This is a genomic window from Pseudoalteromonas sp. A22 (genome assembly GCF_018141345.1).
Lineage (GTDB): Bacteria > Pseudomonadota > Gammaproteobacteria > Enterobacterales > Alteromonadaceae > Pseudoalteromonas > Pseudoalteromonas maricaloris.
In genome coordinates, this window is the sequence record NZ_CP047238.1 from 1,326,322 (window position 1) to 1,351,028 (window position 24,707).

The 24,707-nt window shown below is 43.8% G+C and carries 20 protein-coding genes; 17 read left to right on the plus strand and 3 right to left on the minus strand.

All coding sequences use genetic code 11. From position 1 onward, the window contains the following. Positions 1-47: 47 nt before the first annotated feature. Positions 48-2,813 (minus strand): two-component sensor histidine kinase BarA, encoded by a 2,766-nt coding sequence (barA, locus tag GSF04_RS10745; RefSeq protein WP_130126608.1) that lies wholly within the window; start codon positions 2,811-2,813, stop codon positions 48-50. 78 nt (positions 2,814-2,891) lie between these two features. On the opposite strand from barA, the gene rlmD reads away from it, so the two are divergent. From rlmD to eno, 5 genes are all read left to right on the plus strand, one after another. After that, the gene (gene rlmD, locus GSF04_RS10750; protein WP_211859519.1) at positions 2,892-4,211 is read left to right on the plus strand and encodes a 23S rRNA (uracil(1939)-C(5))-methyltransferase RlmD; all 1,320 of its coding nucleotides are present in this window, start codon (positions 2,892-2,894) and stop codon (positions 4,209-4,211) included. A 92-nt stretch (positions 4,212-4,303) separates the two neighbouring features. After that, positions 4,304-6,457, plus strand: coding sequence for a GTP diphosphokinase (gene relA / locus GSF04_RS10755; RefSeq protein WP_010369348.1), 2,154 nt, complete (start codon positions 4,304-4,306; stop codon positions 6,455-6,457). Further along, positions 6,441-7,259 (plus strand): nucleoside triphosphate pyrophosphohydrolase, encoded by an 819-nt coding sequence (mazG, locus tag GSF04_RS10760; protein WP_211859520.1) that lies wholly within the window; start codon positions 6,441-6,443, stop codon positions 7,257-7,259. Before relA ends, mazG begins: the two co-directional genes overlap by 17 nt. Before the next feature lie 163 nt (positions 7,260-7,422). Continuing rightward, positions 7,423-9,057, plus strand: coding sequence for a CTP synthase (locus GSF04_RS10765; RefSeq protein ID WP_010369341.1), 1,635 nt, complete (start codon positions 7,423-7,425; stop codon positions 9,055-9,057). Positions 9,058-9,299: 242 nt separating this feature from the next. Then, positions 9,300-10,592, plus strand: a complete 1,293-nt coding sequence (gene eno, locus GSF04_RS10770; RefSeq protein ID WP_010369337.1) for a phosphopyruvate hydratase — start codon at positions 9,300-9,302, stop codon at positions 10,590-10,592. 57 nt (positions 10,593-10,649) lie between these two features. On the opposite strand, the gene GSF04_RS10775 is transcribed toward eno, so the two are convergent. Then, positions 10,650-10,841, minus strand: a complete 192-nt coding sequence (locus GSF04_RS10775; protein ID WP_211859521.1) for a hypothetical protein — start codon at positions 10,839-10,841, stop codon at positions 10,650-10,652. A gap of 101 nt (positions 10,842-10,942) precedes the next feature. Beyond that, positions 10,943-11,617, minus strand: coding sequence for a DNA mismatch repair endonuclease MutH (gene mutH / locus GSF04_RS10780; protein WP_045989510.1), 675 nt, complete (start codon positions 11,615-11,617; stop codon positions 10,943-10,945). 439 nt (positions 11,618-12,056) lie between these two features. On the opposite strand from mutH, the gene rppH reads away from it, so the two are divergent. The 12 genes from rppH to GSF04_RS10840 all read left to right on the plus strand — a co-directional run bounded on the left by rppH (position 12,057) and on the right by GSF04_RS10840 (position 24,662). After that, positions 12,057-12,581, plus strand: a complete 525-nt coding sequence (gene rppH / locus GSF04_RS10785) for an RNA pyrophosphohydrolase (protein WP_010369331.1) — start codon at positions 12,057-12,059, stop codon at positions 12,579-12,581. A 15-nt stretch (positions 12,582-12,596) separates the two neighbouring features. Then, on the plus strand, positions 12,597-14,885 hold the full coding sequence (ptsP, locus tag GSF04_RS10790) for a phosphoenolpyruvate--protein phosphotransferase (protein ID WP_211859522.1): 2,289 nt from the start codon (positions 12,597-12,599) through the stop codon (positions 14,883-14,885). A 47-nt stretch (positions 14,886-14,932) separates the two neighbouring features. Beyond that, positions 14,933-15,742 (plus strand): sulfite exporter TauE/SafE family protein, encoded by an 810-nt coding sequence (locus GSF04_RS10795; protein ID WP_010369329.1) that lies wholly within the window; start codon positions 14,933-14,935, stop codon positions 15,740-15,742. A 9-nt stretch (positions 15,743-15,751) separates the two neighbouring features. Beyond that, positions 15,752-16,564 (plus strand): prolipoprotein diacylglyceryl transferase, encoded by an 813-nt coding sequence (gene lgt / locus GSF04_RS10800; RefSeq protein WP_211859523.1) that lies wholly within the window; start codon positions 15,752-15,754, stop codon positions 16,562-16,564. 13 nt (positions 16,565-16,577) lie between these two features. Then, positions 16,578-17,411, plus strand: a complete 834-nt coding sequence (locus GSF04_RS10805; RefSeq protein WP_039492613.1) for a thymidylate synthase — start codon at positions 16,578-16,580, stop codon at positions 17,409-17,411. Positions 17,412-17,419: 8 nt separating this feature from the next. Beyond that, complete coding sequence (galU, locus tag GSF04_RS10810; protein ID WP_211859524.1) at positions 17,420-18,304, plus strand: UTP--glucose-1-phosphate uridylyltransferase GalU; 885 nt, start codon at positions 17,420-17,422, stop codon at positions 18,302-18,304. Positions 18,305-18,405: 101 nt separating this feature from the next. Beyond that, positions 18,406-18,915 (plus strand): hypothetical protein, encoded by a 510-nt coding sequence (locus tag GSF04_RS10815; RefSeq protein ID WP_211859525.1) that lies wholly within the window; start codon positions 18,406-18,408, stop codon positions 18,913-18,915. 98 nt (positions 18,916-19,013) lie between these two features. Then, positions 19,014-19,595, plus strand: coding sequence for a DUF4402 domain-containing protein (locus tag GSF04_RS10820; RefSeq protein WP_211859526.1), 582 nt, complete (start codon positions 19,014-19,016; stop codon positions 19,593-19,595). A gap of 15 nt (positions 19,596-19,610) precedes the next feature. Continuing rightward, positions 19,611-20,057, plus strand: coding sequence for a DUF4402 domain-containing protein (locus GSF04_RS10825; protein ID WP_130164505.1), 447 nt, complete (start codon positions 19,611-19,613; stop codon positions 20,055-20,057). A 268-nt stretch (positions 20,058-20,325) separates the two neighbouring features. Further along, complete coding sequence (locus GSF04_RS10830) at positions 20,326-21,108, plus strand: fimbria/pilus periplasmic chaperone (RefSeq protein ID WP_211859527.1); 783 nt, start codon at positions 20,326-20,328, stop codon at positions 21,106-21,108. Between the two features lie 19 nt (positions 21,109-21,127). Then, the gene (locus GSF04_RS10835) at positions 21,128-24,070 is read left to right on the plus strand and encodes a hypothetical protein (RefSeq protein WP_249122474.1); all 2,943 of its coding nucleotides are present in this window, start codon (positions 21,128-21,130) and stop codon (positions 24,068-24,070) included. Further along, positions 24,057-24,662: an SPOR domain-containing protein gene (locus GSF04_RS10840; protein ID WP_211859528.1), complete on the plus strand. Its 606-nt coding sequence runs from the start codon at positions 24,057-24,059 to the stop codon at positions 24,660-24,662. The genes GSF04_RS10835 and GSF04_RS10840 overlap by 14 nt, the downstream gene beginning before the upstream one ends. Positions 24,663-24,707: the final 45 nt, after the last annotated feature.

Genomic DNA, 24,707 nt, shown 5'->3' on the forward strand with positions numbered 1-24,707 from the left:
GGTTGTTAGCATAGAAAGTAGCGAATAGAAGAGTGTGAACATAAAGATCAGCTGGATTGTGCGGGCTCGGAATCAGAAAGCAATAAAGTGAGTCCATCGACCAGCTCAAATAGCTCAGGCTCGATATCACTGAGTGGTTTTTCTTGTTTTAACCCGGTTTCAATGGTTTCAGCCAATTTCTTCAGGGTTGGTACGCCTGTGTAACAACATGCCCCGTGAAACTTATGCACTACTTTGAGCAGCGTAGGGAGATCCTCTGCGTCTTGTGCAGACTCCAACTGCTGCAACGTTTCGGGCACGCTAGAAAGCAGCATGTTGAGCATCTCCAATGCTAAATCAGGTTTATTACCCGCTCGCTGTAATGCTAATCCCCAATCTAACATTTGGCTATTAAATGGCGGCACGCTGTGCTGATGACTCTCGATATTTTTTTGTCTCGCGACTGGTGAAGATGCGCTATGGTCGCAAATAATTTGCTTGAGCATATCTTCATCTATGGGTTTAGTCATATAGTTACTAAAGCCATCTTTAAGCAGTTGCTCTTTTTCGCCAGCAAGTGCATGTGCGGTGACGGCGATGATAGGAGTATCCTCATTTAAGGACGAATCTCTTATGCTTCTACAGGCGCTTATACCATCCATTATGGGCATTTGAATATCCATAAATATCAGGTCGTATTTCCTTGATTTACATAAACTGACTGCTTGAGCGCCATTATGTGCGGTATCTATTGCCTCTACCTGCTCATCTAACAAAGTACAGATCAACTTCAAGTTAGCATCGTTATCGTCTGCAACGAGCACTTTAAGTGGTAAACTGGTAGCTTCGATTTCATTGGCACTCATGTCTGGGTGGTCTAAACGATAAGGTGCTGCAAGCATTTCGCAGAGTTTTCTGTGATTAAGCGGTTTGCTTAAACAAGCGTCAGCACCACTGCCAATAAGCGCCTCACGCATATTATGAGACACGGTATTAACCATCAAATATAAGTAGTCTGCGGAGCCGCGAGCTTGCTTGATGTAACTCTTAACCGTCTGCATTTGATCGACGCTTGCCATAGAGCCGATTAGACAGATATCGTAATTAAAATCCTGCGCCAAGGCTGTATCAAACTCTTCTTCGGTGAGGCAGCGTGTTACTTGCATGTCCCATGCTTGTAGCTGAGCCATAACAGCATGATGAGTATGCTCTTGCGGTTCAAAGTAAAGCACGCGCTTATTTTCCAGCGGCTTACTTGGTAAGTCGTCGTTGTAGAGACGGTTTGGCAGGGCAAAGACGGCATTAAATGAGAAACAGGTACCATTTCCAGGTGCCGAGTTCAGAGTGATACGGCCATTCATCGCCTCAACAATGTGCTTTGTGATGATAAGACCTAGGCCGGTGCCGCCAAATTTACGGGTGATACTGGTATCGGCTTGAGCAAACGGTGTAAATAGCGCGTCTTGCTTATCCTGCGCAATACCGACCCCAGTATCGCTGACAGACACTAACAACGAGGATTGAGATTCATCCATCAAGCGATGGTTAATATCCACTTTGACTGAGCCTTTCTCCGTGAACTTGATGGCATTACTAATTAGATTGGTCAATACCTGTTTAAATCGCGTTGGGTCGCCAATTAAGTTATCCGGCACCTGGCGATTAACAGAAATCGAAAACTCTAGCTGTTTGTCGTGGGCACTTGGCGCTAATAAGGTCATGACCTCATTAACGGCGTCGCGTAATTCAAACTGGATATTCTCCAGCTCCATAGCACCGGCTTCTAGTTTTGAGAAATCTAAGATGTCACTAATGATGGTAAGCAGGCTATTTGCGGATAGCTCTATGGTATCTAAATAATCTTTTTGGTGTTTATTTAATGGTGTTTTATAAAGTTGACGAGTAAAGCCAATGACCCCGTTGAGCGGCGTTCTGAGTTCGTGACTCATCTTAGCCAAGAAATCCGATTTTACGCGGTTAGCGTCTTGTGCTTCTTTTTTGGCAATATTGAGCTGAATATTCTGCGTTTCATACTGCTCTAGGGTTTCGCGATAATCACTAGTTGCCTGATCAATGTGCTTTTGCATTTCGTCTTTTTGATTGGCCATCTTTCTGCCAATCACTATCAAGCCTTGGCGCAACAGCTCAAACTCACCCCGCATCGGCTCATTGATAGCGATGTCTTGTTTACCTTCGTTGAGTTTGTCTGTGGCTAAAATCAAACTGGCAATCGGCTTGGTCAGCATACGTGATAATCGCATGGCCAACATAACACTAAGTAAAAAGGAGAAAATAATAACAATAGCACTCAAGATTAGCGCGCGCTGCTGTGATATCAACGCTTGGTCTTTACTGATCTCTACAACTAAAACCGCGAGCGTAGCTGGTTCAGCACTATGCCAATCGGTTTTTTTGGCTAAATGGTTTTTAACTGGTGAATAAAACACAAAGGTATTTTTTAGTGTAGTAACTTCGGTGGTTTGTAGCTTTTGCACTTCACCAAAATAATGTAATTTGTCGAATTCACTATGATAATTACTGGTAAGAATAAGCTGATTTTGGTTATCAAACAGCGCGATACTTTTTACCAGTGGTGCGTGTTTATTGTGTGCTTGGCTTAAAATGCGGTGTAAATGCGCTTTATCTTGTTTTTCTATTGGGTATTCTACTGACATGGCCAGAGAATCTGCAATGCGATTTCCCTGACTTATCAGAATTTCCTCAAGCTCTACGTAGCGATTTATAGTAAAATAACCACCAAGTAGCAAGCCAACCAAAAGGGTTGGCAAAAGAGTGAGTAGTAAAATACTGTCACGCAGGTTTAATTTTGTCATAGGGTCAAAAAAGTGCAGAGAAATCTGTAACTAAGATTATCTTTTACCGACGTGATAAGCAAACAAATGAGGAACCCAATGGCACAGATTTTTCGTGCTAAGAAAGCTGCTAAGCCGTCAAAGCAAATAGAATTAACCATAGAGTCAATGGATCACCAGGGGCGAGGTGTTGCTCGCCATGAAGGTAAAGTCTGTTTTGTGGCTGGTGCCTTGACTGGTGAGCGAGTGAGAGCACAGGTTGTACAGGCCAAGTCTAAACTCTTGGAAGCGAAGATGACCAAAGTACTTAATGCCTCTAAAGAGCGTGTTAAGCCGTTTTGCCCGCATTACCAGCAGTGTGGTGGCTGTAGCTTGCAGCATCAAAGTGTTGATGGTCAGCTCAATGAAAAGCAACATGCAGTTGAAAAACTTTTTGCGCGTTTTGCCAACATTAAACACTTACCTTGGCAAGCACCGATCACCTCTATGCAGCTTCATTATCGTCGTGCAGCTCGTTTGGCATGTATTTATGATAAACAAAGCAAAAGCATGAAGTTAGGCTTTAGAGCAAGTCAGTCGAAGCAGATTATCGAAATAGCGCAGTGTGATATATTGGTGTCGCCTTTTGATCGTATTGTTAACACGTTAAGTGCGCTTGCACAGTCGCTAAGTGAGTTTAGGCTGATCAGTCATATTCAGCTTTGTCAGGCCGACAATCATAATTATGTGTTGTGTCGTCATACAAAGCCACTGTCCGCTTTGACTCGCGAAACGTTACAAAACGAGCTGAAAAATTGTCAGGTCCTGTTTGACGATGGCGAGACGCCAGTTGTGTACTCTCAGTTGCCATTCTATCACCTTAATGAATTTGGCTTAACACTTGAGTTTAAATTGAACAACTTTATTCAAGTAAATCAATCTGTAAACGAAGCAATGCTGCGCCAAGCCACAGACTGGCTACAGCTGAGTAACGATGAAAGTGTGCTCGACCTTTTCTGTGGGGTGGGAAATTTCTCTTTGGTGCTCGCAAAACAAGCAAAAAATGTGATTGGCGTAGAAGGTGAAGCGCAATCGGTTGCAATGGCTCAGCAAAATGCGCAAACTAATCAAATCAGTAATGTTCAGTTTCACTGTTTTGATCTAACTCAGTCGATTACAGAAGCTGCTTGGTTCGACGCAAATCTGGATGTGTTGGTACTTGACCCGTCAAGGCCTGGTGCACTTGAGGTTCTACAGCAATTACCGTTGACGCAGTTTACCCGTATTTTATACGTGTCATGTGATCCTGTGACACTGGCGCGCGATGCTTTGGTAATAGCACAGGCAGGCTTTGAATTAGAGAAGCTTGGCTTAATGAATATGTTTGTCCACACGGGACATATCGAAACCATGGCGCTGTTTAAAAAACAGTGTAAATAACCTGAGCTTTGAGGCCGTTATTGCCCGAGCATTAGGCTAGATAATTTACCCGAAAATGAGGCGGGTAAGTAATTTTAAGGAGGTATCAAAACATGGTTGCTACTCGGCAGTCGCATCAAACCACTTTGCCACTAGAGTTTGATGCGCGACTCACTATCTTAAACTTGTCAGAGGATCAAAGGGACTGGCTGCAAAAGGCCTATGAACTTTGTCCCGCGGATGAGTCAACGGAACATCTCAATAATGCCATCGAAATGGTCGAGATCCTTGCAGACTTAAATTTTGATAGCGAATCTTTAGCAACTGCGTTTTTAACTCCTTATTTTGTTGCTGGAAAGTTGTCCCTTGAGCAAGTAGAGGAAGCGCTTGGCAAAAATATCTCTCTGCTTTTAAGAGGGGTGGAGAATATGGACACCATCAGCACTTTAGCACACCAAAGCTCGGGTAAGGTACAAGTCGACAACATCCGCCGTATGTTACTCGCTATGGTGGAAGATGTGCGTGCCGTGGTGATTAAGCTTGCTGAGCAAATCTGCCATTTACGTGCGGTTAAGAAAGCATCGGAAGAAGAAAGAGTTGTTGCTGCAAAAGCCGCAGCCAATATTTTTGCGCCACTTGCGAACCGTTTGGGGATTGGCCAATTAAAATGGGAACTTGAAGATCTCTCTTTTCGTTATTTGCATCCGGATACGTATAAGTCTATTGCCAAGAAGCTTTCTGATAAACGCCTAGACCGCGAAGCTTATATGGAAAATATGGTTAATTCGGTGGCACAAAAACTTGCGGATGCAGGCATTAAAGCGCAGGTCTACGGTCGCCCTAAGCATATTTACAGCATTTATAAAAAAATGGCGCAGAAAAGCTATGAATTCGAACAGTTGTTCGACATTCGCGCGATGCGTGTGGTGGTAGATGAAATTCAAGATTGCTACGCCGCTTTGGGTATTGTGCACACCAGCTGGCGGCATTTAAACAAAGAGTTTGACGACTATATTGCTACGCCTAAGCAAAACGGCTATCAGTCTATCCACACCGTGGTATTTGGTCCTGAGGGCAAAACGGTAGAAATCCAAATTCGCACTGAGGCCATGCATCGAGATGCAGAGCTTGGGGTGGCGGCACATTGGATGTACAAAGAAGGTGCATTGCCGGGCAGAAACTCAGGATATGAGCAAAAAATTAGCTGGCTACGCAAACTGTTGCAGTGGCAAGAAGAAGTGGTAGATGGCAGTGAAATAGCAGATGAGCTGAAGAATCAGGTTGTCGAAGACCGTGTTTATGTATTCACGCCCAAGGGCGATATCTTTGATTTGCCGCTAGGCTCGACGCCACTCGACTTCGCATACTACATTCATTCCAATGTTGGACATCGCTGCATTGGTGCAAAAGTGTTTGGTAAAATAGTGCCTTTCACTTACACATTGCGCACAGGCGATCAGGTAGAAATTCTTACCCAGAAAAATGCTTCACCAAGTCGAGATTGGTTAAACCCGTCGCTGGGATATATTCATTCTTCAAGAGCGCGCAGTAAGATCCATCACTGGTTTAAGCAGCAAGATAGAGACAAAAATCTTCAAGCGGGTAAGGAAATTTTAGATAGTCATCTGCAAAAACTAGATATTACCTATAAAGATTTAGAACCCGCGATTGACCGCTTTAACTTTAAAGAGCTCGACGATTTAATGGTGGCGATTGGTGCCGGTGATATTCGTATCAACCAATTCCTGAACTACGTTCAAGATAAACCTGAGGATACACCTAAGTTAAAAATCTCCTCGCCAAAACACACGAAAGGCGACAAAAACGCAGTGGTCGTTGATGGGGTTGGCAGCTTGATGAGTCATATGGCGAAATGCTGTGAGCCGGTACCGGGCGATGAAATTGTGGGTTACATCACGCAAGGGCGAGGTATTGCTGTGCATCGCTCTGATTGTGAGTCGTTTGCTCATATTACGGATGTACATCCAGAGCGTGAGATTGCGGTCAGTTGGTCAGATGATGTTAAAGCGTCGTATGCCATTACATTAAAAATTGAAGCACACGACCGCCAAGGGCTGATCCGAGACATTAGCTCTGTGCTTGCCAATGAAAAAGTCAATGTGCTCAATATGAACGTACAAACACAAGACGATAAAAACGTAGCAGTATTTATGATGAAGGTAGAGGTGGATGACCTTTCTGCTATGCATCGCTTGCTGACTAAATTGATGCAAATCGAAGGTGTTTTTGATGCCAAACGACTCTAAGCCTTCTACAGCAACGGGGATAGAGCAGCTGCTAGAGATTATGTCGCAGCTGCGCGACCCAAGCACTGGATGCGACTGGGATAAGAAGCAAACCTTTAAAACCATTGTCCCTCATACGTTAGAAGAAGCACACGAAGTTGCCGATGCTATCGAGCAAAGCGACTTTGCTCACTTAAAAGAAGAGTTGGGGGACTTGCTGTTCCAAGTGATTTTTTATGCTCAGCTTGGAAAAGAGCAGGGGCTGTTTGATTTTGCTGACATAGTGCAAACCCTCAATGACAAATTAGTGAGACGTCACCCTCATGTATTTCAAAATCAGGAAAGCTTAAGCGAAGCAGAGCTTGAACAGCAATGGCACGCCATTAAACAGCAAGAAAAACAGGCACAAAAACAAGGGGCGTTCGCGGCAGATATTCCAAGCAGCTTGCCTGCATTATCAAAAGCCTACAAAATTCAAAAGCAAGCAGCCAAACTTGGATTTGACTGGCCAAGTTACCACGGCGCGTGGGATAAAGTACAAGAGGAAGTCGCAGAGGTGAGCGAGGCGCTGCAAGTTGATCCACTCTCTGAACATACGGCGGAAGAGGTGGGCGACTTGTTGTTTGCAACTGTAAATGTGAGCCGACATATAAAACGAGATCCGGAGCAGCTGCTACGTCAAGCCAACGAGAAATTTAGAAATCGCTTTGTGCAAGTCGAAGCCGTTTTGAATGAGTCCTCACTATCACTTAAAGATGCGAGCTTGGAGGAGATGGATGATGCTTGGGAGACAGTGAAATGTCGTCAGCGCAGTAAAAACTGAGACTGATTTTACGGTTTGTTCGTTACTTAAAACGACCTCCTGATAAAATATATTACCGCGCTAAGTCATTTTTAGCTGGAATGACTTAGGTGCTTTTGCTATACTATCGCCCCGTCTTGATTCTTATTTAAATTCCAATTTTCCTGAAATTTCTAGGGTTCGCATGAGTACAAAATTTATCTTCGTAACGGGCGGAGTAGTATCCTCCTTGGGTAAAGGTATTGCAGCTGCTTCTTTAGCCGCTATTTTAGAAGCACGTGGCTTGAAAGTAACGATTCTAAAGCTGGATCCTTACATCAATGTTGACCCTGGGACCATGAGCCCTATCCAACACGGTGAAGTATTCGTAACCGAAGACGGCGCGGAAACCGACCTTGATCTTGGTCACTACGAGCGTTTTATTCGCACTAAAATGACCAAGCGTAACAACTTTACACAGGGCCGTGTATTTGAAGACGTGTTGCGCAAAGAGCGTAGAGGTGAGTACTTAGGTGCCACTATTCAGGTTATTCCTCACATCACAAACGACATCAAGCGTCGCGTGCTTGAAGGCGCGGAAGGCCATGATGTTGCTATCGTAGAGATCGGTGGTACGGTTGGTGATATCGAGTCACAACCTTTCCTAGAAGCAATTCGTCAGCTAGGCACAGAGCTTGGTCGTGAGAGCGCTTTGTTTATGCATTTGACGCTAGTGCCTTTCTTAGGCCCTGCGGGTGAAGTGAAAACTAAGCCAACTCAGCACTCTGTGAAAGAGCTTCGTTCAATCGGTATTCAACCTGATATTTTGATATGTCGTTCAGATCGTAAACTACCAGCGAACGAGCGCGCGAAGATTGCACTATTCACTAACGTTGAAGAAAAAGCAGTTATCTCGCTACAAGACGTAGACAGTATTTATAAGATCCCTGCGTTATTGAAGTCGCAAGAGCTTGATAACATCATTTGTCGTCGTTTCTACCTTGAACGTCCAGAAGCGGACTTATCTGAGTGGGAACAGGTACTTTATCAAGAGTCAAATCCTACTGGTGAAGTGACAATTGGTATGGTTGGTAAATACATCGAATTACCGGACGCATATAAATCAGTTAACGAAGCATTGAAGCATGCTGGCTTGAAAAACCGTTTAACGGTGAATATTGAATATGTTGACTCTCAAGATATCGAGAGCAAAGGCACTGAGTTACTTGAACACCTTGATGCTATCTTAGTACCAGGTGGCTTTGGTAACCGTGGCGTTGAAGGTAAGATTTTAGCTGCAAAATATGCACGTGAAAACAAAGTACCATACCTAGGCATTTGTTTAGGGATGCAAGTTGCGTTAATCGAGTATGCGCGTAACGTTGCAGGTCTGACTGGTGCTAACTCAACTGAATTTGATCTTGAAAGCCCACACCCAGTAGTTGGTCTGATCACTGAGTGGTTAGATGCAGACGGTAAGATTGAAGTACGTGACCACGACTCTGATCTTGGTGGCACTATGCGTCTTGGCGCGCAGCTTTGCCACTTAAAAGAGGGCTCTAAGGTGCGTGAAGTATACGGTAATGCCGAAATCGTTGAGCGTCACCGTCACCGCTACGAAGTAAACAACAACTATGTTGCTGAGCTTGAAAAAGCGGGTCTGCAATTTACTGGTCTGTCAGAAGACAAGAAACTAGTTGAGATTATCGAGAATAAAGATCACCCTTGGTTTATCGCGGCTCAGTTCCACCCTGAGTTCACGTCAACGCCTCGTGATGGTCACCCGTTATTTGAAGGCTTTGTTGCGGCGGCATACAGCCACCAAAAAGCATCTTCGTAATAAGAAAAAGCCGTGCTCTTGCACGGCTTTTTTGTTGCAGAAGGTTTTGCAATAGGCGCTAAGAGTAGTGTTTATCGCCAAACTTTTTCTTATCTGCCGGCGCGTCAATGTGATACGTGTAAATTCTTCACTTTGCGAAGCAACAGAGATAAGGCAAACTTTAAAGCGGGTTTATTGACCCTGAATTCGCCTGCGACAGAAGCAGTGCAACACACACCACTTTGGGAATAAGAGGAATCAAGATGTCAAAAATCGTTAGAGTGATTGGCCGTGAAGTTATGGACTCACGCGGTAACCCAACAGTAGAAGCGGACGTACACCTAGAGTCAGGTGCATGGGGCCGTGCATGTGCGCCATCAGGTGCATCTACGGGTACCCGTGAAGCACTAGAGCTACGTGATGGTGATAAGTCTCGTTACTTAGGTAAAGGTGTATTAACAGCGGTAAACTACGTAAATAACGAAATCGCGGCAGCACTTGAAGGTCAAAACGCGCTAGAACAACGTGCAATCGACCAAATTATGTTGGACTTAGACGGCACTGAAAACAAAGAAAAACTAGGTGCGAACGCTATCCTTGCGGTATCTCTAGCAACAGCAAAAGCAGCTGCACAAGACAAAGGCGTGGCGCTATACGAGCATATCGCAGACATCAACGGTACAGCAGGTCAGTACTCAATGCCAGTTCCGATGATGAACATTATCAATGGTGGTGAGCACGCGGATAATAACGTTGATATTCAAGAGTTTATGGTTCAGCCTGTTGGCGCAAAGAGCTTCCGTGAAGCACTACGTATGGGTGCTGAGATCTTCCATAGCTTGAAAAACGTACTTAAGTCTCGTGGCCTGAACACTGCAGTTGGTGATGAAGGTGGTTTTGCTCCAGACCTTAAATCAAATGAAGAAGCGCTAGAAGTGATTGTTGAAGCGGTTGCAGCAGCTGGCTACGAAATGAACAAAGACGTAACACTAGCACTTGACTGTGCAGCGTCTGAGTTTTATGTCGATGGCAAGTATGACCTAAAGGGCGAAGGTAAAACATTCGACTCGGAAGGTTTTGCAGGCTTCTTGGCCGATCTTGCAGCACGTTACCCAATTGTATCAATCGAAGATGGCCTAGACGAAAGCGACTGGGCTGGCTGGAAAATCCTAACAGATAAAATTGGCGATAAAGTTCAGCTAGTGGGTGATGATCTTTTTGTTACTAACACTAAGATCTTAAAGCGTGGTATTGAAGAAAGCATTGGTAACTCAATCTTGATTAAATTCAACCAGATTGGTTCACTGTCTGAAACGCTTGATGCCATCAAAATGGCGCAAGATGCTGGCTTTACTGCCGTTATTTCACACCGCTCTGGTGAGACCGAAGACGCTACCATTGCTGATTTAGCAGTGGCGACAGCTGCAGGTCAAATTAAGACAGGTTCACTTTGCCGTTCGGATCGTGTAGCTAAGTACAACCAATTGCTACGTATTGAAGAAGCGCTAGGTGAAAAAGCAGTATACAAAGGCCGTAGTGAAATCAAAGGTCAGTAATTAGCATTACTTGATGTATTGTAAAAACGCCGGTTTAGCTACTGGCGTTTTTTATTGCTAGCGGTCATCACCCCAAATCTCACAATTTGCTTGGCCATTTCTAAATGTCCAACAGACTCGAAGTGAATTACAAGCATCATCCATCGTTGCAGGACCATTACCTCCAGCAACAGCCGGCGTCATCTTAGTAGCAAGTGTTTTGTTCACACTAAGTTCTTTAATCGATTTTTTGTTGAACTTTAATTTCATTGTCGTCTCCTTCTATAAAAAATATAAATGTTAACCAAATCTATACAAGATGTTGGTTGTTTTACATTTGTACTTTTTGTACAAAAAGTCAACAGGTGTTTTTAAGCACCAAACTCCTGCGCTAATATCGATTGAGTGAAATTGATTTTCAAATAAAAACCTCTTGGCAAAGTTTGCACTATTTTACCGTTCGGCCCTATGGCGTCGGTGAGCGCTTTGGCATTTGCCGCCTTTGGCCTTATCTGCATGACTTCTCCAAGATGCCCTGAGATTTGGTCTACGTGACCCGTAGCGATTAACTCGATTTGCTCTTCCCAGTCTCTTCGTAACAACTGTTCTTGATGCGCGTCTGGCCGCCATAAGAAGCCGTGTCCAATAACCCTATCTATTAAAGGAATTTCTCGTTCGGCTAATATGGGTAGCCAAAGAACGTGAGCTAATTTCTTTTTAACACTCGACGCTTCCCACGTTAACCCTGTTAACTGAGTCAGCGGCACGACAGAAACATAGGTGGTTTCTAGCGGTTTGCCTTGATAGCTTATTGGTAAAGTCTTGAGTTCAACGCCAATATGCTCAAAATCAGGCACAGGCTTTGAGCCCGCGGTAGCACCTAAGGCTGCTTCTATGAGTTGTCCTACCCAGCCTTTTTCTTTGAGCAAGTCTTGTGGTGTTTTAAACGAGAGCTGCTGAGCGAGTTCACCCAATGTTAAGCCGGCTATGTTTTCAACACGTTGCATAAGTTCGCCCACAGAGCGTGGTGGTGTAACTGGTGGCAAGCGATACTCCTGAGTCTATCCCCTAAAAACACGATTATAAAAGAAATCATGTGGTGAAGTAAGTTGGTTATTTTACGCTCAACTTAAGTGCGGCTTGTTATTTCAACATATGGTTAAAGTAATAACTTTATTATCTATATGATAAATATGAAGTTATTTTTATTTTGCTACAGTCAGAGTGGCTTGAAAATCTTATGGCTTTGGATAAATACAAGACTATAAACATAATTATCCACAGAATATGTGGAAAACCTAGGGTTTGAAGTGTGTAATTGTGGATTTGTTCGTAATTTGAACTGAAAAATACTTAGTTATGCACAAGTTGTGGGTAAGTTGAGAGTATGCTGAGATAATTTAGGTATAGAATGGAATTAAATTTGCCGTGACGCGGGAGTTGTGGAACAATCATTAAAAATCGACTTATAAATGAGGCACTAAGGTGATTGATGCCGAAGGGTTTCGTGCCAATGTCGGAATAGTGATTTGTAATAATCAGGGGCAGGTTTTTTGGGCCCGTCGTTACGGACAACACTCTTGGCAATTTCCTCAAGGCGGAATAGATCAAGGGGAAACACCTGAGCAAACGATGTATCGTGAACTTCATGAAGAAGTTGGACTTAGGCCAGAAGATGTTGAAATAGTAGCAAGTTCTAAACATTGGTTACGTTACAAACTACCAAAAAGGTTAATTAGACGAGATTCAAGCCCAGTTTGTATCGGGCAAAAGCAGAAATGGTTTTTATTGAAACTTAGGTGTAAAGATGAAGACGTAGACTTATTACGTACGCATCACCCTGAGTTTGATGATTGGCGCTGGGTCAGCTATTGGTATCCAGTACGTCAAGTTGTATCGTTTAAGCGTGATGTCTATCGTCGAGTGATGAAGGAATTCGCTCCGTTTGCGATGCCATTTGGTAAACGTGAACAGCAAGGGCAGAAGGATTTCTGGCGCACAAAACGATAAAAATAGGAGCAGCAGGTGTTAGCAACGTTAAGATCGATTGCTGAGTCAGTGGCACAGCAAAGTGACCTACAAAGCGCGTTAAATTGCTTTGTTACTATGGTCAAAGATGCCATGCACACTGAATGCTGCTCAGTTTATTTTGCCGATTACAGTCAAGATAACTTTATCCTGATGGCAACGGATGGCTTAAACCCTGAAGCAATCGGAAAATTCCGAATGGGATTTACCGAAGGCCTAGTCGGTCTTGTTGCCCAGCGTGAAGAGCCAATTAACGTTGCCCACGCCCAATCACACCCAAGATTCAAATTGTCACCTGAGGTCAATGAAGAAGGCTACAATGCTTTCTTATCAGTGCCCGTTGTACATCAGCGTAAAGTACTTGGGGTTATTGTGGTGCAGCAAAAGATTGCTCGTGTATTTAGCCATGATGAAGAGTCCTTTCTTATTACGCTTTCAGCGCAATTGGCTTCACAGCTTGCCAACACCGAAATTCAAACTTTACTTCAACAAGATGCAAGCAGTCACAGAACTTCAGTGTTAAAAGGGGTATCGAGTGCACCAGGTATTGCCTTAGGTGATGGTTATGTGGTGTTACCCCATATTGATTTTGCGAGTATTGAACCGCAGCATAGTGACAATATTCAGCATCAAATTCAGCTGTTTCATCAAGCGGTGGCCGCGACTCGGCAAGAGTTTCATATTTTAGCCAAAACTCTGAGTGATGATATTCCAAAAGAAGCGGTAGCTGTGTTTGAGGTTTACCAACAGCTTTTGGATGCAAAGAGTTTAGGTAAACAAGTTGAGTCTGAGATACAACAAGGCTGGAACGCAAAAACCGCGCTAAAGCTTGTTATCGAAAAGCTTGTGGCTCAGTTTGATATGATGAGTGACCCTTATATCAAAGAGCGTGCGATTGATGTTAATGATATTGGCCTGCGTGTGCTCCAGCATTTAGTCTCAACTGAGCAAGCTGTTAAACACTATCCAGATAATACGATTCTAATCGCCCATACCTTGACCCCGACTATGTTAGCGCAAGTACCAAAAGAAAAGCTTAAAGGGGTAGTCAGTGTGCATGGCTCGGCCAACTCTCATGCCTCCATTCTCACTCGCGCGATGGGCGTTCCCGCTATTTGGGGCATAGAAGACATTCCATTATTACAGTTTGATGGTAAGTCTATGATCATGGATGCGTATTCTGGACGGCTTTATATTTCGCCTTCGCAAATGTTGGTCAATGAGTACGTTGAAATCAAACGTAAAGACAACATTCTGCATGATAAGTTTGAAGCGGAACATGATTTGCCGCCTATTACACTCGATGGTGAGCGTATAAATTTACTCTTAAATGCTGGGCTTGATCTATCGACCGAGACATTAAGCGCCAGTTATTGCGATGGCGTTGGTCTTTATCGTACTGAGTCTTGGTTTATGCAAAAAGGCCAATTCCCAACACAATCGGAGCAAGAAGTCTGGTATCGCGAGGTGCTATCACGTTATCACCCTGAGCCCGTAGTGATGCGGACTTTAGATATCGGTGGCGACAAAATTCTAGATTACTTTGATATCAAAGAAGAAAACCCTTTTTTAGGGTGGCGGGGCATTCGTGTATCGTTGGATCATCCCGAGCTTTTTTTGGATCAAATCAAAGCCATGATCAAAGCAAACGCGGGTCTTGGCAACTTACAGATCATGTTGCCTATGGTGGGCCATAGTGAGGAAATAGATGAAGCGATGGCACTCATTGAGCAGGCTTGTTTTGAGCTGCAAGACGAATGGGCTGATCCTTTTTATACCATCGACCAGCCAGAAATCGGCGTAATGCTTGAAGTACCGTCTAGCGTGTATTTGTTACCTGAGTGGTCGAAAAAAATCGATTTTTGCTCTGTGGGTAGTAATGATTTGACGCAGTATTTATTAGCCGTTGATAGAACCAACGCACAAGTGGCGGATCTTTTTGACCCTTATCATCCCAGTGTATTGCGAGTGTTAAACCAGATTGCACAGCAGTGTGAACTACACGAGCTGCCTTTTAGCCTATGTGGAGAGTTAGGTGGTGAGCCTGAGGGAGCGATCTTGCTTATTGCAATGGGGTATCGCCGTTTGAGTATGAATATTTCATCACTGAACAAAGTGAAATGGGTGCTACGCAGACTGAGAGTAACGGATATGGAAGCTTTACTTGAAAATTGTTTAGCACAACCCTCATCTAAGCAAGTGCGCCGAATTATTAAAGAATTTATGATTGAGCATCATTTTGCAGAATTACTCTATACCAGCCACCAAGCAAAGGGTGCTTCTTAAAGCTATTTACGCTACCATTACGGCGCTATAAGAATAAGAGCTTGTTGATGGAAACTATTATACTCATCGTTGTACTTTGCGCTTTGCTCGGCTGTGCAGTTGGCTTTTTGGCAGGTCTGCTTGGTATCGGCGGCGGGCTGCTGATAGTCCCTATTTTATCTGTCATCTTGACCAAATTTAATGTTATACCCACAGATCAAGTGGTGTTAGTTGCAATCGCGACGTCTCTCGCCTCCATTATTTTCACTTCGACATCTTCAGCCAAAGCGCATCATAAAAATGACAATGTTCCATGGCACATTGCTCCATGGGTGATGTTAGGTGTGGCAGTCGGCGCGTTGGGTAGTGGTTTTGCCGCAGTGATGTTGCCTGAAAAACTGGTCAGAATTATTTTTGTGGTTAGTGTTGTGGGCATTGCATTGAAAATGGCGTGGAGTTCCAGAAGACCGCCACAATCAACCAGAGTTATACCGCAAGGACCGATACTTGCGATGCTAACCTCGGTAACGGGGGCGCTGTCAGCAATGATTGGTATCGGCGGGGGAGCATTAATCGTCCCACTACTGACATTTTTCTCTGTTGATATGAAAAAAGCGATAGGATGTGCGTCTGCCAGTGGTATTGTTATCGCTATCTTTGGCTCCTTTGGCTATATCGCCTCTGGCAGCCAACATGTGGATATTGAACATGGATTTTTAGGTTTTGTCTATTTACCGGCTTTGTTTGGTATAGTGGCAACTTCATGGTTTATGGCGCCTATTGGTGCTAAAGCTACGCACCACTTACCAGTCACAACGATTAAGAAAGTGTTTGCGGCGTTACTCATTGTTATCGCTGGCAATATGTTAATGAATTAAGGAAAGGCTATGGCTTTGCAGTTTCCACAGATAGACCCTGTGATTTTTTCCATCGGACCGTTAAGTGTTCGTTGGTATGGATTAATGTATTTGATCGGCTTTATGTTCGCCATGTGGTGGGCAGGGAAAGAAGCAAAAAAACCAAACTCTGGTTGGAATAAAGACCAAGTTGGCGACCTAGTTTTTTACTGTATGCTCGGTGTGATCTTGGGCGGACGAATTGGTTACGTGCTGTTTTATCAATTCACTCATTTTATTGAAAACCCGCTTTATTTGTTTAGGGTGGACCAAGGCGGTATGTCTTTCCATGGTGGTGCATTGGGCGTTATCACGGCGATTATCGTGTATGCGCTTAAAAACAAACGTTCGATTTTATCGGTAGGCGACTTTGTCGTTCCTATGGTGCCTGTTGGGCTTTTTGCTGGTCGTATCGGTAACTTCATTAATGGCGAATTATGGGGTCGCGTAACGGATGTTCCTTGGGCATTTATTTTCCCAACGGGCGGACCACAGCCGCGCCATCCATCACAACTTTATGAAGCGTTTTTTGAAGGGCTGGTATTGTTTGTGATGCTGGTATGGTTTAGGAAGAAACCACGCCCAGCTGGCAGTGTAGCAGGTCTATTTTTAGCCGGTTACGGTGTCTTCCGCTTCTCAATCGAGTATTTCCGTGAACCAGATGCACATATTGGCTTATATGGTGGCTTTATTTCTCAAGGTCAGATCTTATCTCTCCCTATGGTGATTGCAGGCGCTATCCTTATGGTGTGGGCATATAAGCGAGAAGGTAGCAACCCATCTACCGGGCAAGTTAAAAGTTAAAGAGTAGCGAACAATGAAGCAATATTTAGAACTGATGCGCCACGTGCGTGATAATGGCACAAAAAAAGAAGACCGTACGGGCACTGGCACAGTGAGTGTTTTTGGATACCAGATGCGCTTCAACTTGCAAGAAGGCTTCCCACTTGTAACGACGAAAAAGTGTCATCTACGCTCGATTATCCACGAGCTACTTTGGTTCTTGCAAGGCGATACTAACATCAAATACCTAAAGGAAAATGGCGTTAGCATTTGGGATGGCTGGGCAACGGATGAAGGGGACTTAGGGCCAGTTTATGGCAGCCAGTGGCGCTCTTGGACGGGGCCAAATGGTGAAGTGATAGATCAAATCAAAGATGTTGTAGAGCAAATCAAAACCAACCCAGACTCTCGTCGCCTGATTGTGAGTGCTTGGAACCCTGCGCTTTTACCTGATACTAACTATTCACCGAAAGAAAATGCAGCGATGGGCAAACAGGCGTTGCCACCTTGCCACACGTTATTCCAATTTTATGTACTAGATGGCAAGCTTTCTTGCCAGCTTTATCAGCGCAGTGCGGATATTTTCTTAGGTGTGCCCTTTAATATCGCAAGCTATGCGCTGTTAACGATGATGATTGCACAAGTTTGTGACTTAGAAGTGGGTGATTTTGTACATACTTTCGGCGATGCCCATTTATATCTAAACCACATGGAACAAGTTGAAACGCAGCTAAGCCGAGCGCCGTTTGCAAAGCCACAAATGCAGATCAACCCTCAAGTAAAAGACATATTTGGTTTTAAGTTTGAAGACTTTGAGTTGGTGAACTACGAATGTCATCCGCATATAAAGGCACCGGTCGCGATTTAGGAGTATTTATGAAAGCCGTTATTCCAGTGGCGGGTCTTGGCACTCGCATGTTACCCGCGACGAAGGCCATTCCAAAAGAAATGCTGCCAATTGTCGATAAGCCTTTGATCCAGTATGTAGTAGATGAAGCTGCGGCGGCTGGCGTCAAAGAAATTGTACTGGTAACCCATTCAAGTAAAAACTCAATTGAAAACCACTTCGATAAGAGCTTTGAGCTGGAAGCGACACTGGAAAAACGGGTGAAGCGTCAATTGTTAGAGGAAGTACAATCTATATGCCCCAAAGGCGTTACGCTGATCCATGTGCGTCAAGGTGAGGCTCGTGGCCTTGGTCATGCCATCAATTGCGCTGCCCCTGTGATTGGCGATGAGCCCTTTGTGGTTATGCTGCCTGACGTATTAGTCGATGACGCTGCATGCGATCTAACAAAAGATAATCTTGCTGATATGATCGCGCGTTTTAAAGCGTCAGGTAATAGCCAAGTGATGGTAGAAGCGGTAGCGCCTGAGCTCGTTTCTCAGTTTGGTATTGTGGACTTGGGAGGAGCGGCACTCGCGCAAGGAGAGTCAGGCGCGATGCAGTCTATTGTCGAAAAGCCTGAACTGCAAAGTGCACCTTCAAACTTAGCCGTTGTTGGTCGTTACGTGTTAAATAAATCTATTTGGCCACTTTTGGCAAAAACACCGCTAGGTGCTGGTGGTGAAATTCAATTGACCGATGCGATTGCCATGTTGATGGAGCAAGAGCAAGTCGATGCATATTCGTTACGTGGAAAAAGCCATGATTGTGGAAGTAAAATCGGCTATTTAAAAGCCATCGTTGAGCATGCGATGAGAAGAGACGAGTATTCAACTGAGCTTGCTTCTCTTATCGATTTAATTGCTAAAAGGTAATTACATAAAGTTAAATGTACCGATATTTGCGGTAAAAGCATTTGGTTATTTACCGCGATTTATGTACCATAGCTGAAAATGGATTTTTGTTATAACTTATTGTGGATATTCGGTTTTTTAAATTCTTACTCCTCGGCTCTTTAATCACCTTAGGTGGCTGTAGTCATTCATCTAAAGAGCCTTCGCTGTTAAGTGCGCAGCAGCTCAAAAGTATTGAGCGATTGAGCTCGTTAGAGCAGGATCTCACAAACTTGCTGACTTTGTTAGAGTCTCAAGCTAGCGTCGATAATATCCAAGCAACATCGAATATTGACGTAGAGGTTAAGCGTTATTCCGCGAGTAAACAAAAGGCGAATCAAACGACTGGAATTCAACTCAAGTTGTTTCCCCTATCTATCAATTCCATGCCTCAAGTTGAGCAGCATCAAGCGCTATTAGCGGCAGTAAAGCGAAAGTTTCCTAGTATATTTTCTGAGGCAGAATTGCAAATTCAAGCGTTTGAAATGCGAAATTGGGCAACAGTTTCTGGATTAAGATCAACTCAAGAAGCAAAAATCTACTGTAGACTATTTTCTATCCAAAGCTTTGATTGTAGAAGATTAATGCTTTAATTTTTACTAAAGTTTTCCCATTTGGGAACGATAAACAATAAGTCACCAAAAAACGGCATTGCGGTGATGATAAAAATGACCTCTAAAGGAATTTAAAGATGAAAACACTGATTAAATCTGCGCTTATTGCAAGCTCTATTTCCGCTGCTTTACTTACTTCTTCAGCAATTGCTAAGGATACTGCTCGTCTTGAAGTAAAAGTAGAAGTTAAAAACTTATTTTCAGCTGAAGCCGGTGATCCGCTTGATTTCGGTATCATTCGAGTGCAGGGTGATGCAGCTGATGTCGCCACGATGAAGATTGAGGCGGATCCAACACTGACCGATCCTGAAATTAAGAATACTGGTGACGCAGTAATAAACCTTATTAGTACAGGTGGAGCTGGCTCTATCAATATCACCGATGCTGCGCCAAACACTGAGTTAACGATTACGGTTCCGGCCGCAACTACGGTTGATAGCGTAGGTAATGCCTCTTTTGATTTAAAGGATTTTGAGTTTTATGTAGTAAGCGGTGCGCAGCCTAACAGTGAAGTGACAAACAACAAGTTTAGGGTTGATGCAAATGGTGCCGCAACGCTTTCAGTTGGTGCGACGTTAAGTACGAAAGTACTTTCTGGAACAGATACGTATGGCGGTGGTGTATACACCAGTAAAGTTGATATCGAAATCGCTTACTAAAACATGTGGCGTTACATGGTACTGGCATTGCTTTTTGCCAGTCACTTGGCCAAAGCTCAAGATATATCGGTCGTTAAGAAATTGAGCTTTGGCACGATTGCGATTATTGACCAAAATAGCGCAGGCACAGTGACGATAGAACCTAATGTTAGGCCACAAACCTCAAGCAATATTCTATTCGTAGAGTTTGGTCATGCGGCAGAAATCCTCTTGACCGATTTTCCTCATAATCGCCAAATTAGCGTCCAATCTACCGTTTACAACGACTGGTTTGGCTATTGGAATCTTGGTGCATCCGATGCCTTCCAATTGACTGAGCTGTATCACGAGAAGGCTATTTACACCGATAGTGTTGGGTCTGGTGAGTTTAAGGTCGGTGGTCAATTGCGCTTTGCTGGCAACGGTAAATCGCTATCGGATGGGGTGCAAACCTTGAACGTTGAAATAACTTTGTCTTACTAGGGTCTGTTGACCTTTGCTGTTTGATTTTTGTTCCCGTGAGTGGGTTTTGGTCGCGGCGCTCGACTTGCCGCCTAGTAATCTAAGCAAAAGTTGAGCAACAATGAACAAAGCGCACTCAGGGGAACCCAAAGGGCAGCGCTTGATTGGCATTTCTACTGTGTTATCGCCTGACTCACATAGAATAACTATGCTACGCAGGCTCTGCCTTGTATAAATGGCAATCAAACTGCTGCAAAAACAAACTTGAAAGATAAACAGGCCCTAAATTATGAATAAATTAATATTAACGCTGCTTTTGTTTTGTTGCTGTAAAGTAAGCGCCAATCTGATGATCACCCCAACACGGGTTGCTTTCGAAGAGCGTCAGAGAATTGAGAGGGTTACAATCATTAATAATGGTGAGGTGACCAAATCTTATCGACTTGAATTTCAAGAGAAGCTAGCACTTAAAGAAGGTGGTTATGCCAACTTTGCCGAGCAAAAAATAAACCCTATGGCTGCAAGCCATTTCATCCGTATTTCACCTAGGCAAGTAACACTGGGGCCTGGTGAGCGTCAGGTAATAAAGCTGGCTGTACGCAGAAGGGCGAATATGGAACAAGGAGAGTATCGCTCACATTTGCTCTTTAGGGAGCTGCCGAATAATAAAGGCAAGCTGCAAGAAGGTATCAATATTGACGTGCTGATGAGTTATAGCATTCCGGTGATGCTACGAGTTGGTGATGCGAACCCGCAAGTACAGCTTGAGGATGTCATTGTAAGCAACGCAAAAAATGGTCGTCAGGCAATTACGGTACTACTTAATCGAACTGGGAAATATAGTAGCTTTGGCGAATTATCCGCTTATTGGCAGGGGAAAAATGACGTTAAACCAGTGCGGATCGGAGTATTAAATAAGTTTGCCGTATATCCAGAGCTTAATCAAAGGAGTGTAGAATTCTTGATAGACCCTGCAATTAAGCTCGGGCCATCAGGCAAGGTCTTAATCAAGTATGTGGGTGATGATGAGTACACTGACCGCACCTTTGTAGATGATTCGGTATCTTTGTAGTTTAGGGTAAGCGAACGTAATGAGAGCCCACGTTATTTGGCGCGCGTTACTAATAGGCATGCTATGCTATCAACCTGCTATGGCATCGCAGGTTGATACTTTGCAACAGCTATTAGAACGGGTTGAACGAGTGAAAGCAAAACTTGCGATACAGCAAAGTGAGCGGGTGGTCTCTCGGGTTGATGTTGGTACGGAACTGTTTTTATCCGCCTATAAAGGAAATTTATATTTAGGTGAAGTGATCGCGGTGACGTCGGAACAAGGCGTCAATGTGGAACTCTTGAGCTTGTTTTCAGCTTTGGGGTTTGTGGTATCAGAAGATGTATCAGGAACTTTTGATGGCTGGTTCTTCACTCCTGAAAACACCTTTAGTCTTCATGCCAAAGCGCATTTAGTTGAGAGCAAAGGCCAGCGAACGCAATTGAGTGATAAGGACGTTCAAGTTATCAATGGTGAGGTATTTCTCGCCGATTATATCGTTGCGACCTTATTCGATGTGAGCCTGTTTACCGATATACAGGATTTATCTCTTACGGTTAAAAGTAGGCAAATTCTGCCAATAGAAGCACAGCAACAGCGATTAGAAAGAGAGGTTGTCAGTTTTGACCGCAATGCTAGCGCAACATTACCATGGCGACCAAGTCCTTATCAAAGCATCGGTAAACCAGTGCTGGATGCTCAGATAAATACGCAGCTGACTGAAGACATTAGTCAGACGTCTTATTCCCTTATTGGTTCGCAAGACATCGCCTATTGGCAAGCTCAGTATTTTATTGCTGGTAGAGAGGGGGATGTGATTAATCGCTCACGATTATCTCTCAACCGTGCTTCTAAAAAGGCCGATGTTTTACCGTTTGGGAATTTTACCAAGGTATCGCTCGGTGATGTCCAGAGTGTTCAAGTTGGAGTCGATGCGCTAAATGAAGAAGGGCGAGGAGTGAGCTTCAGTAACGCGCCGCTAGATAGGCGTACGAACCGTCAGCGCATTGTCATCTCAGGTCCTGTTCAGGTAGGGTGGGACGTAGAGCTTTATCGAAATGGATTGCTAATAGGGCAAGGAAATAATGTCCAATCTGGGCGCTATGAGTTTGAAAATATTGATTTACTATTTGGCGAAAATACCTTTGAACTGGTGATGTATGGAGGCCAAGGTCAAGTATCAAAAGAAGTGCAGACCTATTATGTTGAACAGAGCACTGTAAACGAAGGTGAAGGCTTTTTTGCCGTATCAATTACTGAGACGGGCAAAAGTATACTGGGCGACAAGACTGCGGTATCAGAAGCATCAAGCTGGCAAGTAAATGGTCGATTTGACTACGGTCTTACTAAAAACTTTGCGGTGTATGCAGGTTTGCAGCATCGTCAAGGTGTAAAAAATAGCGCCTCAGAACAATACTTTTCTACAGGGTTTAACACTAATATTAATAAACGACTATTACTGGATGTTGACTATAGTAAGAGCGAAACGAACCAACGTCTCTCTGCAAATACTCGAACCCGTCTATTTGGCCAGCAGGTAGGTGCTAAATTTGAGCTAAAGGAAGATATAGAACGGGATGAAAATGCGACCGAGATAAAATTAACGGCGGCGGGAGATTGGTCTCTTTTTGATGCCGCTAAAATTTACTATCGTGCTGAATACTTTCAGCTTAATAGAGCTAATATAGACACCACCGAGCAAGCGTCGCTACTGTTTAGTACGGGTAATTATTGGGGCACTTTCAGTAACCAATTTGTGTGGCAAGAGCAGACAAATCAAGCCAGCGATATGAGTGGCTACTTGCGCTGGCAGCGAAGGATTTTTGGGATATATAGTCGCTTTACTACTTGGTATGACATAAAACCTTCTAATGAAATTACAGCCGCTGAGCTAGAGTTGAGCAAAGAGCTAAGTCCTGAGCTTGATTTTGGCATTACCTTATACAAAGACTTGGCTGCAGATTACTATAAAACCGAACTTGGATTGAGCTGGAACCATGATAAGTTTAGATTGTTAACAGACTTGCAATACGATAACGATGATAACTGGCAACTAGGCCTTTCTGGACAAGTAAGTATTGGAGCAGGCGAAACCGTAGATCAGGTTTTTTTAACTGGCAAACGCTTGTCGCAGTTTGGCTCTTTGATGGTTCGTGCTTTTATCGACCAAAATAATAACGGCTATCTTGACGACGGGGAGTTACCGCTGAAGGGGGTAACTATAAAAGCATTACAAAACTTTGCACAAGGTAAAACTGACGACGACGGTGTCGCTCTATTACCCGCAATGGTTAATTACAAACGAACAGATATTATTGTTGACAAAGAAACGATCCCAGAACCCTTTTTAATTCCCGCTAACGATGGCTTTTCATTCACTCCAAGACCCGGTCATATTGAATATGTTGAAATACCATTTGTAAACTCGTCGGAAGTTGAAGGTATTGTTGAAATCAATGAGGGTACTGAGCGCCGACCTGCAGGATTCACTACCGTGAGTTTACTTGATGAAACGGGTAACGAAGTCGCGCGCACTCAGACGGCATATGACGGCTACTATGTATTTACTGGTTTGAAGCCTGGGACTTACCGTACAGCGATAAGTGATGCGAAAAGGCTCGCGGTAGCCAGTACTCAACAGATAGAAGTGGAGTTAAGTGCAGAGGGAGACTTACTGCTTGATGTAAATCACGAACTACAACGACAGCGCGCAACCACGCAAGAGTTTGCTGTAGCTGGACGCTTCAAGACATTAACGATATTAAAAGTGTATGCGGCGATTTTGGCTAAGCGTTATCCCGCGTTATTAAGTGGTGGTTTTGGGTATGCGCAAAAAGAAGGCGACGCCACTTATTTACTCATATTAAGAGATGACGCCACACAAAATGCGGCAAATATTTGCCAAAATCTACTTCCCTTCAAAGTTTCTTGCACAGTGGAAGTCTTAACTATTTATGAAAGAGAAAACAATGCAATCAATTAAGCGGCATCTCATTATGCTCAGTTTCGTTGCGTTAAGTGGTTGCCAAGCAACTGCGAGCAAGAGTCAACTTGACTCATTACAAATGAAGAAGCAAATATCTTTATTGGAACAGCAGGTAAGCACCTTACAACAAGAAGTAGAGCAGCTCAGAGCGCTAAAACAGCAGGTTGCTAGGTTTGAAGAAGTGCAGGAAGATTTAGATGTTATTGCGATGCAGCTATCAAATTCGCTTGCAAAGCAAAAGGATGCTGAGCTTTTAGCAGAGCAACCCGAGCAAGTGATAGAGCAAAAAACAAAGCCCACCGAGAAACCAGAACAGCCTGTAGAGATAGCTGAATTTGCAATTCAATTGGCCTCTACAACGGAATATACCAAGCTTAGGCAAACCTACGAGCAACTCAAGGATAAGTTACCGCAAGACTTTGCAACAAGCGAAGTGAATATCGAGCAAATAGATATTCAAAATACGAAATATTATCGGCTCAAATTAGGTGCATTTGCAGATAAGGCCTCTGCATACAAAGGTTGCCAGCAGCTTAAGCGTGCAGGTTTAAGCTGCTTGGTTAGCCATTACACCAGTCATCGACTTTAAAACTTGGTGCGTATTTTGCATTTTATCCAATAAGTTTATCGTGGG